Below are 14,542 nucleotides of genomic sequence, written 5' to 3' on the forward strand. Positions count from 1 at the left end.
CCTCGCGGGCCGTGCCCGCCGAACGGCATCCGCGGCGCCCCTTCGATGGAGCCGGTATCCTGCGGGGCGACGTGGGCGGTGGGCGGAGGTGCGGGTGATGGCCGACAGTCCCATGTCGGCGTCGCCGTACGAGGTGCTCGGCGTGCCGGCCGCGGCGTCGGAGGAGGAGCTGCGGCGCGCCTACCGCCGGCTGCTGCGGCAGACGCATCCCGACACGGGCGGCGACACGGCCCGCTTCATCGCCGTGCAGGCGGCATGGGACCGGATCGGCACCGCCGACGCCCGGTCGCGCTACGACCGCGGCCGCGAGCCCGACGACGAGCCGACCACCTGGGCGCCCGCGCCGCGCGCCGAGCGCGAGCACACCCGGCCCAAGGCCGCCAGCCACGGGCATCCGGGCGGCTGGCGCCGCGAGCGCTACCTGCGGCTGCTCGGGGAGTGGCTCGGCCGCGGCGAGAGCGTGCCCGACCCGTTCGATCCGGTGCTCGTCCGCCGCGCACCCCGCGAGATCCGTCACCTGCTCGCCGACGCGCTGGCTGAGGAGGCGACGGCGCGCCGCCTGTCGTCGCTCGGCATCGGCTACACCGTCTGGCACGACGTGGCCGCCGGCAGCTCGGAGGAGAAGATCGACCACGTGGTGCTCGGTCCCACCGGCCTGTTCGGCATCCTGTCGGAGGACTACGGCGGCCCCGTCGGGGTGCGCCGCGGCGAGCTGACCGGCGACGCCCTCGCGGGCGAGCGCCCGATGCACGAGCTGGCACAGCGGGCGAAGTGGGTGGCGCGCTCCGCCCGGGTGCGCTTCACCGGCCTGTTGCTGGTGCTGCCCGACGCCGACCTGCAGGAGCCCGCGGAGTCGGTGGGCTCCTCCCGGGGCGCGGAGCAGGTGGTGCTGCGTGCGTCGGTCCTGCTGACCGCCCTGCGGGACGGCCTGCCCGACTCCCGCGCGGTCGGCGGTAACGAGATCTTCGACGTACGCACGCGCCTGCAGGCCGCCATCCGCTTCGCCTGATCGGCACTGCCCGAAGTACGCACCTGACGCGCGTCTGCCCAGAAGCGCGCGCTGCCGGCCGGAGGCGTCTTGCGGGCAGGGCCCCTACGGTGACATTCGAGCGTCGGAGCACTCGATGCGCAAGCGAACGAGCAAGGAGCACATCCCATGGCCATCGTCGTCACCGGTGCGAGCGGCGTGCTCGGCCGCATGATCGTGGATCGTCTGATCGCCCGGGGCGTCTCGGGCGACGACATCCTCGCCACCGGCCGCGACCGGCACCGGCTCTCCAGCGCCGGAGCGCTCGGCGCCCGCACGGTGATCGGCACGTACGACGAGCCGGAGTCGCTCGACCCCCTGCTGGGCAGCGGCGACACGCTGATGTTCATCTCCAGCAGCGAGGTGGGCAAGCGGCACCAGCAGCACCAGAACGTGGTGGAGGCGGCCAAGCGGGCCGGCGTCGGCCGGATCGTCTACACGAGCGCCCCGCACGTGGACGCCTCCACGTTGCCGATGGCGCCCGAGCACTGGGACACCGAGAACATGATCACCGCCTCGGGCATCCCGTTCACGATCCTGCGCAACAACTGGTACACCGAGAACGAGGCGTCCCTGCTGCCCGGCGTCGAGCGCACGAACGAACTGCTCACCGGCTGGAACGAGGGCCGCATCGCTAGCGCGTCCCGCATCGACTACGCCGAGGGCGCCGCGGCGGTGCTGACCGGCGACGGGCACGAGAACGCGATCTACGAGTTCTCCGGCGACACCGCCTGGGACGGCATCGAACTGGCGCAGGCGTTCACGGCGATCCTCGGCCGCACGATCCTGTACCACCACCGCACCTCCGACGAGCAGGAGGTGGACCTGCTGGCCCAGCAGGTGCCCCCGGAGCGGATCCAAGCGCGCATCGCCATCGACACTGCCATCGCCCGCGGCGACCTGGCCGACGCGAACCCCACCCTGTCGCGCCTGATCGGCCGCCCCACCACTCCGCTGCTCGAGGGCCTGAAGGCGGCGCTGGAGCATCCGGCCGCGAGCTGACCTGCATCCACCGATGGCGACTGCAGGCGCGGATGAGCGGCTCGACCCGATCGACGACGCCTACCGTCGTCGGGTGAGTGAGCGGAGCGACGGGATGAGTGAGCGGAGCGCAGGCGACGGCGACGAGCGGTTCGACCTGGAGCGGTTCGTGCGGGCGCAGGACGACGGCGACACGATCGGCACCGCGCTGCGCGAACTGCGGCGGGGCCGCAAGACGAGCCATTGGATGTGGTTCGTCTTTCCCCAGCTGGCCGGACTGGGCATGAGCGCGATGTCCCAGCGCTTCGCCATCGTGTCGCTGGCCGAGGCCCGCGCCTACCTGGCCCACCCGGTGCTCGGGCCGCGCCTGCGCGAGTGCATGACCGTGGTGGCCGAATCGTCCGCGGCGAGCGCCGCGGCGCTGTTCGGGGGCATCGACGCGACCAAGGCCCGCTCATCGGCGACGCTGTTCCTGCGGGCGGCCCCGGACGAGCCGGTGTTCCAGCAGGTGCTCGACCGGTACTTCGACGGCGCCGCCGACTCGGCCACCGACCGCCTGCTGTAGCGGACTGCGCTGATCGCCTGGTCCAGCCGCCTGGTCGAGCCGACGGCGCTGACCGCCTGCTCTGGCTCACACTGGTGTCCGAGGGGGGACTTGAACCCCCACGCCCAATAAAGGGCACTAGCACCTCAAGCTAGCGCGTCTGCCATTCCGCCACCCGGACCGGGCGGGCGCCCGCAGGCGCCGACCGACGACCTTAGCAGCCGGCGGCTCCCCGGCAGCGGTCGGAGGGCCGTGCCAGGCTCGTGCGCATGGCGTACGAACCCGCATCCGATCGATACGACTCCTTCCCCTACCGGCGCACGGGGCGCAGCGGCCTGCTGCTGCCGGCGGTGTCGCTCGGCCTCTGGCAGAACTTCGGCGACGTGAACCCGCTGGAGACGCAGCGTGCGATCCTGCGCCGCGCGTTCGATGCCGGTGTCACCCACTTCGACCTGGCGAACAACTACGGCCCGCCCTACGGCACGGCCGAGACGAACTTCGGCCGCATCTTCAAGGAGGACTTCGCGCCGTTCCGCGACGAGCTGGTCATCTCCAGCAAGGCGGGCTACGACATGTGGCCCGGCCCCTACGGCGACCACGGCTCCCGCAAGTACCTGCTGGCCAGCCTCGACCAGTCGCTGGCGCGCATGGGCCTCGACTACGTCGACATCTTCTATCACCACCGCCCCGACCCCGACACGCCGCTGGAAGAGACGATGGGCGCCCTGCACACGGCCGTGCAGTCGGGCCGCGCCCTCTACGCGGGCATCTCCAGCTACTCGCCGGAGCGCACCCGACGGGCCGCGCAGATCCTGGCCGACCTGGGTACCCCGCTCACCATCCACCAGCCCTCCTACTCCATGCTCAACCGCTGGATCGAGGACGGCCTGCTCGACACGGTCGAGCAACTGGGGGTCGGCGTCATCGCATTCTCGCCGTTGGCGCAGGGCATGCTGACCGACCGCTACCTGGATGGCGTGCCGCAGGATTCGCGCGCGGCACGGGATGGCACGCTCTCCACCTCCCTGATCACCGACGAGGCGCTCACCCACCTGCGTGCCCTGAACGAGATCGCCGGCAGTCGCGGTCAGACCCTGGCGCAGCTCGCGCTGTCGTGGGGGCTGCGCGACCCCCGCGTGACGAGCGTGCTGATCGGCGCCTCCTCGGTCACCCAGCTGGACGACAACCTGGCGGCCGTGCAGAACCTCTCGTTCACGGCCGACGAGCTGACGGCCATCGACGAGCACGCCGTCGACGGCGGCATCGACCTGTGGCGCAGCGCCAGCCGTATCGGGTGAACGCGTCCGTGACCGACTCCCTCAGCCGGACCGCCGAGTTCGCCCGCGACCTGATCCGGTTCCCGAGCGTCAACTGGGGTGAGGGCCGCTCCCACGGCGAGACCGAGGCGACGCAGTACGTCGGCGCCGAGCTGGAGCGGCTCGGCCTCACCACCCACTACTTCGAGCCGGAGCCGGGACGCCTCTCGGTGGTGACCCGGGTGGAGGGGGAGCGCCCCGGTCCCGCGCTCGTGCTGCACGGACACACCGACGTCGTGCCCGTGAACGCCGCGGACTGGGCGGTCGACCCGTTCGCCGGCGAGGTGCGCGACGGCATGCTCTGGGGCCGCGGCGCCGTGGACATGAAAGACATGGACGCGATGATGCTCGCTTCGCTCGGCGAGATCCTCGGCTCCGGTCGCCGCCCCGCCCGCGACCTAGTCGTCGCCTTCTTCGCCGACGAGGAGGCCGGCGGCGTGCTCGGCTCGCACTGGATCGTGGAGCACCACCCCGAGCTGTTCGCCGGCGCGACGGAGGCGATCAGCGAGGTCGGCGGGTACTCCATCGATCTGGCGGGCCGTCGCGCCTACCTGTTGCAGACCGGGGAGAAGGCGTTGATCTGGATTCGGCTGACCGCCCGCGGCCGGGCCGCGCACGGTTCCCGCATGATCCGCGACAACGCCGTCACGCGGCTCGCCGAGGCCGTCGCCGTGCTCGGCCGTCGCGACTGGCCCATCCGCCTCACCGACACCACCCGGGCGCTCGTCGCCGAACTGGCGAGGCTGCTCGACCTGGACGTGGCGACCGCCGGCCCCGATGCGGTCGTCCTGGCCTCCGGCACCGCGTCGGGCTTCATCCGGGCGACGCTCCGCACCACCACGAACCCCACGGCGCTGACCGCCGGCTACAAGCACAACGTGATCCCCGGCGAGGCGAGCGCGCTCATCGACATCCGCACCCTGCCGGGGGAGGAGCAGGCGGTGCTCGCCGAGGTGCGCGACCTGATCGGCGATGATATCGAGATCGAGATCGTGCAGGCCGACATCGGGCTGGAGACGCCGTTCGCCGGCCCGCTCGTCGACCACGTCGTCGACCTGCTGCATCGCCACGACCCCGGCGCGCCCGTGCTGCCGTACCTGATGTCCGGCGGCACCGACAACAAGGCGCTCTCGCTGCTCGGCATCACCGGCTATGGCTTCGCGCCCCTGCAGTTGACACCCGAGCTGGACTTTCCGGCCATGTTCCACGGCGTCGACGAGCGGGTGCCGCTCGCCGCCCTCGACTTCGGCACCCGCGTGCTGACCGACCTGCTGCTGGAGTACTGAGGGCGCGCCCCGCGCTGCTCGGCATCGGCGGCGGGGAATCGCGGCGGGGAGGCGGAGGGGATGGCGGAGGAGGATGGCGGCATGAGCGTCACGGAGCGGGACCCGGCCCTGATCGAGGTCCGTCCAGAAGCGCTCGGTACGCCCATCGGTGCATCCCTCGGTACCCCACGCGGTACCCCACGCGGTGCGCCCCAACTGCTGCTGCCCCGCGAGGTACCGCTTGGCGGCCCGCGCGCGATGCTCGTCAACCGCACGCTGCCGCAGCGCGGGCGGTCGCTGATCGGTGCCTGGTGCTTCATCGACCACTACGGCCCGCACGACCTGGCCGACGGGTCGCCCGGCATGCGCGTTCCCGGGCATCCGCACATCGGACTGCAGACCGTCACGTGGCTGTTCGAGGGTGAGATCGAGCACCGCGATACGACCGGCGCGACCGCGATCGTGCGGCCCGGCGAACTGAACCTGATGACTGCCGGCGACGGGGTCGCGCACTCGGAGCACTCCACGCCACGCACCCGCACGGTGCACGGCGTGCAGCTGTGGGTCGCGCTGCCGGACGGGGCGCGCACCGGTGCGGCCGGCTTCGAGCACCAGGTCCCGCAGCCGTTCGCCTCCGGTGCGGCGACGGTCAGGGTTTTCCTCGGGTCGTGGCTCGGCGCCTCCGTGTCGGCGAGCACCTTCACGACACTGTTCGGGGCGGAGGTGCTGCTCCCGGCGGGTGCGACCTGGCACGCGGCGCTCGACCGCCGGCACGAGACGGGGGTACTGGTCGACCGGGGCGCCGTCACCGTGCAGGGGATCGACGCCGTCCGCACGCAGCTCGTGGCCCTGCCGGCGGGTAACGACTCCATGACCATCCAGGTCGACGCGGACAGCGACGCGCGCCTGATCGTGCTGGGCGGCGAACCGTTCCCGGACCCCGTCGTCATGTGGTGGAACTTCGTCGGCCGCGACCACGACGAGATCGTGCGCGCCCGCGACGACTGGCAGCGGCAGGTGAGCGCGCAGCGCGAGACCGGGACGGCGCAGGGACGCTTCGGCCGGCACCCCGATGAATGGGACGACGTGCTGGCCGCCCCCGAACTGCCGACCGTGCGTCTGAAGCCGCGCAGCTGAGCGCCTCGCGCACTCGACTCCGCTCACACCTCCCGCGCCCCGGCTCGGTCAGCGCCGCGATCCGCGCCGGTCCGGACGCAATGGCGGGCCGACCGGCCGCGGCTCGATAGCCTGCGGATCGCAGGGCGACCTCCTGCCTCGCAACGAGCGGAGGCCACGTGCACCTTCTTCAAGCCCTGGTGCTCGGCCTCATCCAGGGCCTGACCGAGTTCATCCCCGTCTCCTCCAGCGCCCACCTGCGCATCGCCGGCATCGTCGTGCTGGGCGGGACCGACCCGGGCGCCGCGTTCACCGCGATCATCCAGCTGGGCACCGAAGCCGCGGTACTCGTGTACTTCCGACGCGACATCGTGCGCATCGTCTCCCGGTTCGTGCTGGGGCTCAGCGCCGCGAAGGGGCGGGACGGCGCGGTGCGGGTGCCACGCAGCGACCCGGACTACCGGATGGGATGGCTGATCATCATCGGCTCGATCCCGATCATCGTGCTCGGCCTGCTGCTGCAGTCCAGGATCGAGACGACGTTCCGGTCGCTCTGGATCGTCGCCGTCGACCTGATCGTGTTCGGCCTGATCCTGGGCATCGCCGACGCGGTCGGCCGCAAGCGGCGCACGCTGGCGAAGCTCACCGTGCCGCACGGCATCGTCTACGGACTCGCACAGTCGCTGGCGCTCGTGCCGGGCGTCTCCCGCTCGGGCGGCACGATCGCGGCGGGCCTGCTGCTCGGTTACACGCGCGAGGCCGCCGCCCGCTACTCGTTCCTGCTCGCTCTGCCGGCGGTGTTCGGGTCCGGCCTGTTCGAGCTGGCCAAGACCGTCCGGAACCCGTGCGTGGCCGGCGCCGCCTGCACGCCCGAATACTTCACCGGCGTCGAAACCCTGGCCTCGACCCTGGTCGCCTTCGTCGTCGGGCTGCTGCTGATCGCATTCTTCCTGCGGTATATCTCCCACGGCTCCTTCTGGCCGTTCGTCGCCTACCGCGTGGTGCTCGGTGTGCTGCTGATCGGCCTGCTGCAGACCCATCTCATCCAGCCCTGACCTGCCCCCTCCGCCGACCCGACTCGCGCCGACCCGACTCGCGCCGAGCGCAAGAGCAGGACCAGGTCCCGACAGCAGGCTCCTGGTCGACATGCGACCTGCTCAAGGGACCCTGTCCTGCTGTTGTGCTCAGAGGGCGACGGGAGGAGGGGCGGCAGGGGGCGGGTCAGCCCTGCGGGCGCCAGGGCGGGGAGTCGTCGCCGCGGGTGCCGGGGCCGCCGTCGCCGCGGTTGCCGGGGCCCTCGCCGCGGCGCAGGTAGCGCTCGAACTCCTGGGCGATCGCCTCGCCGCTGGCTTCGGGAGAGTCGACCGTGTCGCGCGCCTTCTCCAACTGCTCGATGTAGGCGGCCATGTCCTCGTCCTCCTCGGCGAGCGCGTTGATGCCGCTCTCCCAGGTCGACGCCTCCTCGTCCAGCTCGCCGCGGGGCACCTGCACGCCCAGCACGCCTTCGAGCTTCTCGATGAGCGCCAGCGTCGCCTTGGGCGACGGGGCGTTGTGCACGTAGTGCGGTACGGAGGCCCAAAGGGAGACCGACGGGATGCCGACCCTCGCCGCGGCGTCGCTCAGCACTGACAGGATGCCGATCGGGCCCTCGTACGTGCTGCGCTCCAGGTCCAGTTCGCTGCGCACCTCGGCGTCCTCGCTGGTGGCGAAGGTGCTGATCGGGCGCGTGTGCGGCACGTCGGCCAGCATCGCTCCCAGCATCACGATGCCCTCCACGTCGGCGACGAGCGCCGCGTCGATGATCTCGGCGACGAAGCCCTTCCACGTGCGCGACGGCTCGGTGCCCAGCAGCACGAACAGGTTGCTGCGGTCGATGCGGTGCTCGCGGGCGATCGGAGCGCTCTCGGCCGCGACGCCGCGGGCCCGCGACCGTCGCGCGGGGCCGTACATCGTCGCGCCGGGCCAGGTGAGGCCCCGCTCGCCGTGCTCGTCGGCGCCGACCGTCGGCCGGTTGAACTGGTAGTCGATGTACAGCTCGGGATCCATCTCGAGCACCGGTACGACCGTGAGCGCGTCGCGCACCATCCGCACCGCGTTCGTCGCCGCCTCACCCGCGTCGTTCCAACCCTCGAACGCGACGACCATGATGCGTCCGCGCTGAAAACGGCTGGTGGTGGGCACTGGCGGCTACCTAGGTGGGTCGGCGGGCTGAAGACCGGCACAACGATAGGGGCCGCACCTGCAGGCGCCGGGCGTGTTCGCTCAGCGCGTCCGGGCGGTACCGCCCCGTGGGGTCGGGGTACCGGAAGCTGCTGATCGGCGTCAGTACGCTGAGCCGGTGCGACCCGACGACCTGCCCGGCGCTCACCCCGTCGGCCGGACCGGCGCGCGGCCGTCGCCGCTGCCCGAGGCGTTGCTGATGGATCTGGACGGCACGCTGGTCGACACCGAGCCGCACTGGATCGCCGCCGAGATGGCGCTGGTCACGCGGTTCGGCGGCACATGGAGCCACGAACAGGCGCTGCAGCTGGTCGGGATGGGCCTCGGCGACTCGTCGTTGGTCCTGCAGGCGCAGGGCGTGCAGCTCACCGTGCCCGAGATCGTCGACCTGTTGACCGACGAGGTGACCGAGCGGCTGAGCGGCGGAGTCGCGTGGCGGCCAGGAGCGCTGGAGCTGCTCGCCGAGGTGCGCGAGGCCGGTGTCCCGGCCGCCCTCGTCACGATGTCGGTGCGGCGGATGGCGCAGGTGATCGTCGCCGCGGTGCCGTTCGACGCCTTCGATCTGATCGTCTCCGGCAGCGACGTGACCCGGCCGAAGCCCGACCCGCAGGCCTACCTGACCGCTGCGGAGCAGCTCGGGGTCGACATCACCCGGTCGGTCGCCATCGAGGATTCCCCACCGGGCCTCGCAGCCGCCGTGGCGAGCGGCGCGGTGACCGTCGGCGTGCCGCACCTGCGCGAACTGCCCGCCGGCCCGGGGTGGGAGCTGTGGCCGACCCTGACCGGCCGCACCCTGGCCGACCTGCGGGCCGTCGCCGCGGCCCGCGAGACCGCGTGACGACCTCCGGCCCCTTCGCGCCCGGCGACCGCGTGCAGCTGACCGGCCACAAGGGGCGCCGGCACACCATCACCCTGCAACCCGGCGGCACCTTCTCCACCCACCGCGGGTCCCTCGCCCACGACCTGCTGCTGGGAGCGCCGGACGGCTCCGTCGTCACCGGGTCGGACGGCACCGTCTACCTGGCGCTGAAGCCCCTGCTGACCGACTACGTCATGTCCATGCCGCGCGGCGCGGCCATCGTCTACCCCAAGGATGCGGCCCAGATCGTCGCCGCCGGCGACCTGTTCCCCGGCGCGCGCGTCGTGGAGGCGGGCGTCGGCAGCGGCGCGCTCACCCTCTGGCTGCTGCGCGCGGTCGGCGAGCGCGGCCGCGTGCACTCCGTGGAGCGCCGCGCGGACTTCGCCGAGGTCGCCCACGCGAACGTGGCCGGCTTCTTCGGCGAGCAGCCTCTTGCCTGGACCCTGTCGGTCGGCGACCTGGCCGAAGTGCTGGACGCGGGGCAGGAGGCATCGGTCGACCGCATCGTGCTCGACATGCTGGCGCCCTGGGAATGCGTCGCCGCCGTCGAACGCGCGCTCGTGCCCGGCGGGGTTGTCACCGCGTACATCGCCACCGTCACCCAGCTGTCGCGGGTCACCGAGGCGTTCCGCGGCACGGGCGCGTTCACCGAGCCGCTCGCGACCGAGACGATGCTGCGCGGCTGGCACGTCGACGGGCTCGCGGTGCGCCCCGACCACCGCATGGTCGCCCACACCGGGTTCCTGCTGACCGCCCGTCGGCTCGCGCCCGGGGCGGTGCTGCCCCCGCCGGCGCGGCGCGCGTCGAAGACCGCCTTCGACGACGCGGATGTGGAGGCGTGGACCCCCGGCGCACTGGAGGATCGGATGCAGAGCGACAAGCGCCTGCGCCGCACCGCCCGGCAGGCGACCGCGATCGCCGACGCACGCCTCCGCGCCGAGCACGACGAACCGACGAGCGGCCGGTCGCTACCCTAGAAGCATGGCGCCCCTCTCGACCCGGCTCGCCCTGCGCCTGGCGGGCGGTGCGGTGGCGGTAGCCCTGATCGGCGCCGGATTGACGGGCTGCGCATCCAGCGCGGGAGTCGGCGGCTGCGGCACGGCGCCGTCGGGCGTGCAGTCCGAGTCCGTCACCGCCGCCGCCAAGTTCGGCGTCGCGCCGAACGTCACCTACCCGCTGCCGCTGCACACGAGCGAGACCCAGGTGTCCACGCTCATCCGCGGCTCCGGCGACGGGATCACCTCGCAGCAGGACATCGTCGCCGATCTGACGATCCTGAACGGCACCACCGGCGCGGTCGTCTCCAAGACCGGCTACGGCGCGGTCGCGAGCGCGGCCACCTTCACGGTCGGCAAGGTGCCCCTGAAAGGCATCGCCGCAGCGCTCCGCTGCGCCCAGGTCGGCTCCCGCATCGCCATGGTCATTCCGCCGAAAGACGGCTTCACCGCCGCGACCCGGCCGCCGACGGTGAAGGCCTCCGATTCGCTGGTGGTCGTCGCAGATATCCGGCGCGCCTACCTGGCCCGCGCGAACGGCACGAACCAGGTGATGGCGGCCGGCCTGCCGTCGGTCGTGCTCGCACCGAACGGCCAGCCGGGCATCACCCTGCCGGGCGGTCCGCCTCCGAAGACCCTGCAGGTCGACGACCTGAAGAAGGGGTCCGGCGCGGTCGTCCACATCGGCGACACCGTGATCGTCCACTACACGGGCGTGCTCTGGGACACAGGCGACGTGTTCGACTCCAGTTGGTCGACGGGCAGCCCTGCGGTACTGCCGCTGAAGTCCGGCAGTGTCATCAAGGGATTCCTCACTGCCCTCTCCGGGCAGCGGGTGGGGTCGCAGGTGCTGGCGGTGCTGCCGCCGTCGCAGGCGTACGGCGCGACGGCGCAGGGCAGCGTGCCCGCCAATGCGACGCTCGTCTTCGTCGTCGACGTGCTCGGCAAGCAGTAGGAGCCCGGCGCAGTCACCGTGGTCACCCCGATCCCCAATGAGGAGCGGCTCTTCAGCCTGGTGCTGGCGCTGCTCGCGACCGAGACCGGCCTGACGAAGGCCGATGTGCTCTCCAGCGTGCAGGGGTACCGCCAGCGATACCGGCAGGGCGGCGAGAACGCCAGCCTGGAGCGGCAGTTCGAGCGCGACAAGGACGACGTGCGCGACCTGGGCGTACCGCTGGAGACGATCGAACCGATCGGCGACTCCGGCGTGCAGCGCTACCGCATCCCGAAGGGCAGCTACGACCTGCCCGGGGACGTCCGGTTCACCCCGCAGGAGATCGCGCTCCTGAATCTGGCCGCGCTCGTCTGGCGGGAGGGGTCGCTGTCCGGCGACTCCCGCAGGGCGATGATCAAGCTCCGGTCCCTGGGGATCGAGTCGGACGAGCCCTTGCTCGGCTACGCGCCCCGGCTGCGCGCGCGCGATACGGCGTTCGCGCCCCTCTCCTCGGCGATCGAGCGACGCGCGATGGTGCGGTTCGACTACCTGAAGCCCGGCGCCCCGGCCGCGGAGGGCCGGCTGCTCGCGCCCCTGTCGCTCGTGCAGTTCGGCGGCCGGTGGCACGTGCACGGCATCGACCAGGCGCGACGGGAACCCCGCACGTTCCTGCTCAGCCGCATCGTCGGCGACGTGGTCACCACCGGCGCGCGGTTCGAGCCGGCACCGGGCGACCCGGCCGCGGACGCGCTGGCGGCGCTGCGCCGCGTCACCGCGGCGAACCGTGCGCTCATCAGCGCCCGCCCCGGCTCCGACGCGAGCGCTCGGCTCGCCCGACGCGGCACGGTCCGTGACGACGGGCTGCTCGAGGTGCACTACCCGGATCCGGCCCTGTTCGCGGACGAGCTGGCCGGATTCGGCCCCGAGGTGCGGGTGCTGCAGCCGGCGGACCTCGTCGACGCGGTGCGGGAGCGGCTGGCCGCCACCGTCGCCGCGCATGTTGACGCGCAATGCGACGCACCTCGGGGGGCGGCGCGATGACCGATCCGCAGCCGCAGCGGGTGCAGGACAAGCTCGCCCTGCTGCTGGCCCTCGTGCCCTACCTGCTCGACAACGACGGCGTCACCGTGCAGCAGGCGGCGGCGCAGTTCGACGTGCCGCCGCAGCGGGTGCGCGACGCGGTGATGCTGATCGCCGTCTCCGGCGTGCCGGGGGAGAGCCGGCAGTATCAGCCGAACGACCTGTTCGACATCGACTGGGACGCGTACGAGTCCGAGGACCGCATCCAGCTGACCCATCAGGTGGCGATCGACGAGGCGCCCCGGTTCTCGGCCCGCGAGGCGGCCGCCCTGATCGCAGCGCTGCAGTATCTGTCGGCGCTGCCCGAGAACGCGGACCGTGCGGCGCTCGCCACCCTGACCGCCAAACTGACCCGGGGTGCCTCCACACCGCCGTCGGCGCTGGCCGTGGACTCCGCCGGCGACCCCCCCGCGCTGCCGCTGATCCGGGAGGCGCTGCAGGCCGGCGCCGTGCTGCGCTTCCAGTACCTGAACGGCCGGGACGAGCGGGAGGAGCGGGTGGTCGAGCCGTTGCGGGTGGAGTCGGTGGACGACTCCTGGTACCTGCGTGCCTGGGACCAGACCCGCGCAGCGCTCCGCACCTTCCGCCTGGACCGCATGCAGCGGGTGCGGCTCGACCCCGACACAGCCGCCGTCCGGCCGGACGACGTGGTACTGCCGGAGCGCATCTTCACCCCGTCGCGCGACGACCTCACGGTGGTCGTCGACCTCGCCCGCGCCGCCGTGCCGCTGCTCGCGGACTACCTGGGCGACCGGCCGGTGCTGGAACCCAGTCCCGACGGCGCCGACCGAACCCGGACGCGCCTGCGGATCGCCCACCTGCACGGTTTGAAGCGGCTCGTGGCGGGCCGGGCGGGCCTGATCCGCGTCGTCGAACCCGAGGACGCGCGCCGCGCCGTGGCGGATTGGGCGGCGGAGGCGGCGGCTCAGTACCGCGACTGATCGAGCACCGGGCACGAGGCCTGCGACCCGTTGACGCCGGACGCGCGCGGCGGGCTGGCGGTGTCGGAATTGCGGATTACACTCCGGGAAGGCGGGTCGTGCCCCACGACTCCCGCCACGAACGGCTTCGGCCGGACAGATACGGCTTCGGCCGAACAGGAGTGCGAAGCATGTTGGCTGGACTCAGCGGTATCCACATCGTCATCATCGTCGGCGTCGTCATCCTGCTCTTCGGTGCGACCCGGCTGCCGGTGTTCTCGAAGAGCCTCGGGCAGTCGATCAAGATCTTCCGCAAGGAGATGCACGACGTGAAGTCCGACATCGACCAGGACCACAAGAAGGACCGCACCGTCGCTGACGACCGTGCCGAGCCGGTCGTGGTCTCGAACGAGCCGCCGGCCGGCACGGCGCCGCGCGACTCCTCGGTCCGCTGACCGCGACCGCGCCGCGCGCGACGGCGCGCGGCAAGAATCCCGAGGGGCGTATGCCCCTCGTCCAGCACCTGCTGGAGTTGCGCAAGCGGCTGATGTTGGCCGCCCTCGGTGTGGTGCTCGGTGCCGTGGCCGGCTGGTTCGTCGCCCCGACGGTGCTGCAGTCATTGAGCGCACCCCTGCGGGGAGAGGGCAGCACCTCCCGGCTCTCCTCCGCGACCTACACGAACATCACGTCGGCGTTCGACGTGCAGCTCGAGATCGCGATCATCGTCGGTATCGTGCTCTCCAGCCCGCTGTGGCTCTACCAGATCTTCGCCTTCTTCACGCCGGCGTTCACCCGCACCGAGAAGCGCTATGTTTTCGGGTTCTTCTTCAGCGCGGTTCCGCTGTTCCTCATCGGCTGCGCCTCGGGCTGGCTGCTGATCCCGCACATCGTGACGCTGATGACCGGCTTCGCCGCGCACGGCGCCGCCACGCTGATCGACTTCAAGGGCTATCTCGACTTCGCGCTGCGACTGATGCTCGTGATCGGTATCGCGTTCGTGTTGCCGGTGTTCCTGGTGCTGCTGAACTTCATCGGCGTCGTCTCGGGCGTCGCGATCATGAAGGCCTGGCGCATCGCGATCCTGGCGATCACGCTCTTCACCGCGATCGCCACCCCGTCGGCGGACGTGATCTCGATGTTGCTGCTGGCGATCCCGATGGTCGTGCTGTACTTCGTCGCGGTCGGGGTCACGATCGTGCACGACCGGCGCGTCGCAGCCCGGCAGGAAGCCCTCCTCAGCAGCGACGTCGACGCGCTGTAGCGTGCCGGCCCGGACGCCGGGTTC

General features: G+C 72.1%; 15 protein-coding genes and 1 tRNA gene. 14 read left to right on the forward strand and 2 right to left on the reverse strand.

Annotated elements, in window-relative coordinates:
* Window positions 1-97: 97 nt before the first annotated feature.
* From ACFE7H_RS07060 to ACFE7H_RS07070, 3 genes are all read left to right on the forward strand, one after another.
* Window positions 98-1,009, forward strand: coding sequence for a DnaJ domain-containing protein (locus tag ACFE7H_RS07060; protein WP_375400520.1), 912 nt, complete (start codon window positions 98-100; stop codon window positions 1,007-1,009).
* Window positions 1,010-1,156: 147 nt separating this feature from the next.
* Window positions 1,157-2,029, forward strand: a complete 873-nt coding sequence (locus ACFE7H_RS07065; RefSeq protein WP_375400521.1) for an SDR family oxidoreductase — start codon at window positions 1,157-1,159, stop codon at window positions 2,027-2,029.
* Window positions 2,030-2,042: 13 nt separating this feature from the next.
* Window positions 2,043-2,573 (forward strand): DUF1810 domain-containing protein, encoded by a 531-nt coding sequence (locus ACFE7H_RS07070; RefSeq protein WP_375400522.1) that lies wholly within the window; start codon window positions 2,043-2,045, stop codon window positions 2,571-2,573.
* Between the two features lie 72 nt (window positions 2,574-2,645).
* On the opposite strand, the gene ACFE7H_RS07075 is transcribed toward ACFE7H_RS07070, so the two are convergent.
* A tRNA-Leu gene (locus ACFE7H_RS07075) sits at window positions 2,646-2,733 on the reverse strand.
* Window positions 2,734-2,821: 88 nt separating this feature from the next.
* Between ACFE7H_RS07075 and mgrA the strand changes: the two genes are divergently transcribed.
* From mgrA to ACFE7H_RS07095, 4 genes are all read left to right on the forward strand, one after another.
* Window positions 2,822-3,850 carry an L-glyceraldehyde 3-phosphate reductase gene (gene mgrA, locus ACFE7H_RS07080; RefSeq protein ID WP_375400523.1) on the forward strand — a complete coding sequence of 343 codons (1,029 nt, stop codon included), beginning with the start codon at window positions 2,822-2,824 and terminating at the stop codon, window positions 3,848-3,850.
* Between the two features lie 8 nt (window positions 3,851-3,858).
* Complete coding sequence (locus ACFE7H_RS07085) at window positions 3,859-5,154, forward strand: M20/M25/M40 family metallo-hydrolase (protein ID WP_375400524.1); 1,296 nt, start codon at window positions 3,859-3,861, stop codon at window positions 5,152-5,154.
* Between the two features lie 60 nt (window positions 5,155-5,214).
* A complete protein-coding gene (locus tag ACFE7H_RS07090; RefSeq protein WP_375400525.1) occupies window positions 5,215-6,270 on the forward strand; it encodes a pirin family protein in 1,056 nt (351 codons plus the stop codon).
* A gap of 158 nt (window positions 6,271-6,428) precedes the next feature.
* Complete coding sequence (locus ACFE7H_RS07095) at window positions 6,429-7,304, forward strand: undecaprenyl-diphosphate phosphatase (protein ID WP_375400526.1); 876 nt, start codon at window positions 6,429-6,431, stop codon at window positions 7,302-7,304.
* A 166-nt stretch (window positions 7,305-7,470) separates the two neighbouring features.
* Here ACFE7H_RS07095 and ACFE7H_RS07100 read toward each other — a convergent pair whose 3' ends face one another.
* Window positions 7,471-8,430, reverse strand: a complete 960-nt coding sequence (locus ACFE7H_RS07100; protein ID WP_375400527.1) for a PAC2 family protein — start codon at window positions 8,428-8,430, stop codon at window positions 7,471-7,473.
* Window positions 8,431-8,668: 238 nt separating this feature from the next.
* Here ACFE7H_RS07100 and ACFE7H_RS07105 point away from each other — a divergent pair, with 238 nt between their 5' ends.
* The 7 genes from ACFE7H_RS07105 to tatC all read left to right on the forward strand — a co-directional run bounded on the left by ACFE7H_RS07105 (window position 8,669) and on the right by tatC (window position 14,518).
* Entirely contained in the window at window positions 8,669-9,307 is a 639-nt protein-coding gene (locus ACFE7H_RS07105) for an HAD family hydrolase (RefSeq protein ID WP_375400580.1), read from the forward strand.
* On the forward strand, window positions 9,304-10,305 hold the full coding sequence (locus tag ACFE7H_RS07110; protein ID WP_375400528.1) for a tRNA (adenine-N1)-methyltransferase: 1,002 nt from the start codon (window positions 9,304-9,306) through the stop codon (window positions 10,303-10,305). The genes ACFE7H_RS07105 and ACFE7H_RS07110 overlap by 4 nt, the downstream gene beginning before the upstream one ends.
* A 4-nt stretch (window positions 10,306-10,309) precedes the next feature.
* Window positions 10,310-11,278: an FKBP-type peptidyl-prolyl cis-trans isomerase gene (locus ACFE7H_RS07115; protein ID WP_375400529.1), complete on the forward strand. Its 969-nt coding sequence runs from the start codon at window positions 10,310-10,312 to the stop codon at window positions 11,276-11,278.
* A gap of 18 nt (window positions 11,279-11,296) precedes the next feature.
* Window positions 11,297-12,298, forward strand: a complete 1,002-nt coding sequence (locus ACFE7H_RS07120) for a helix-turn-helix transcriptional regulator (protein WP_375400530.1) — start codon at window positions 11,297-11,299, stop codon at window positions 12,296-12,298.
* Entirely contained in the window at window positions 12,295-13,278 is a 984-nt protein-coding gene (locus tag ACFE7H_RS07125) for a helix-turn-helix transcriptional regulator (protein ID WP_375400531.1), read from the forward strand. Before ACFE7H_RS07120 ends, ACFE7H_RS07125 begins: the two co-directional genes overlap by 4 nt.
* A gap of 170 nt (window positions 13,279-13,448) precedes the next feature.
* Window positions 13,449-13,712, forward strand: a complete 264-nt coding sequence (locus tag ACFE7H_RS07130) for a twin-arginine translocase TatA/TatE family subunit (protein ID WP_375400532.1) — start codon at window positions 13,449-13,451, stop codon at window positions 13,710-13,712.
* Between the two features lie 50 nt (window positions 13,713-13,762).
* The gene (tatC, locus tag ACFE7H_RS07135) at window positions 13,763-14,518 is read left to right on the forward strand and encodes a twin-arginine translocase subunit TatC (RefSeq protein ID WP_375400533.1); all 756 of its coding nucleotides are present in this window, start codon (window positions 13,763-13,765) and stop codon (window positions 14,516-14,518) included.
* Window positions 14,519-14,542 lie beyond the last annotated feature (24 nt).

The organism is uncultured Amnibacterium sp. (genome assembly GCF_964250715.1).
Taxonomy (GTDB): Bacteria; Actinomycetota; Actinomycetes; order Actinomycetales; family Microbacteriaceae; genus Amnibacterium.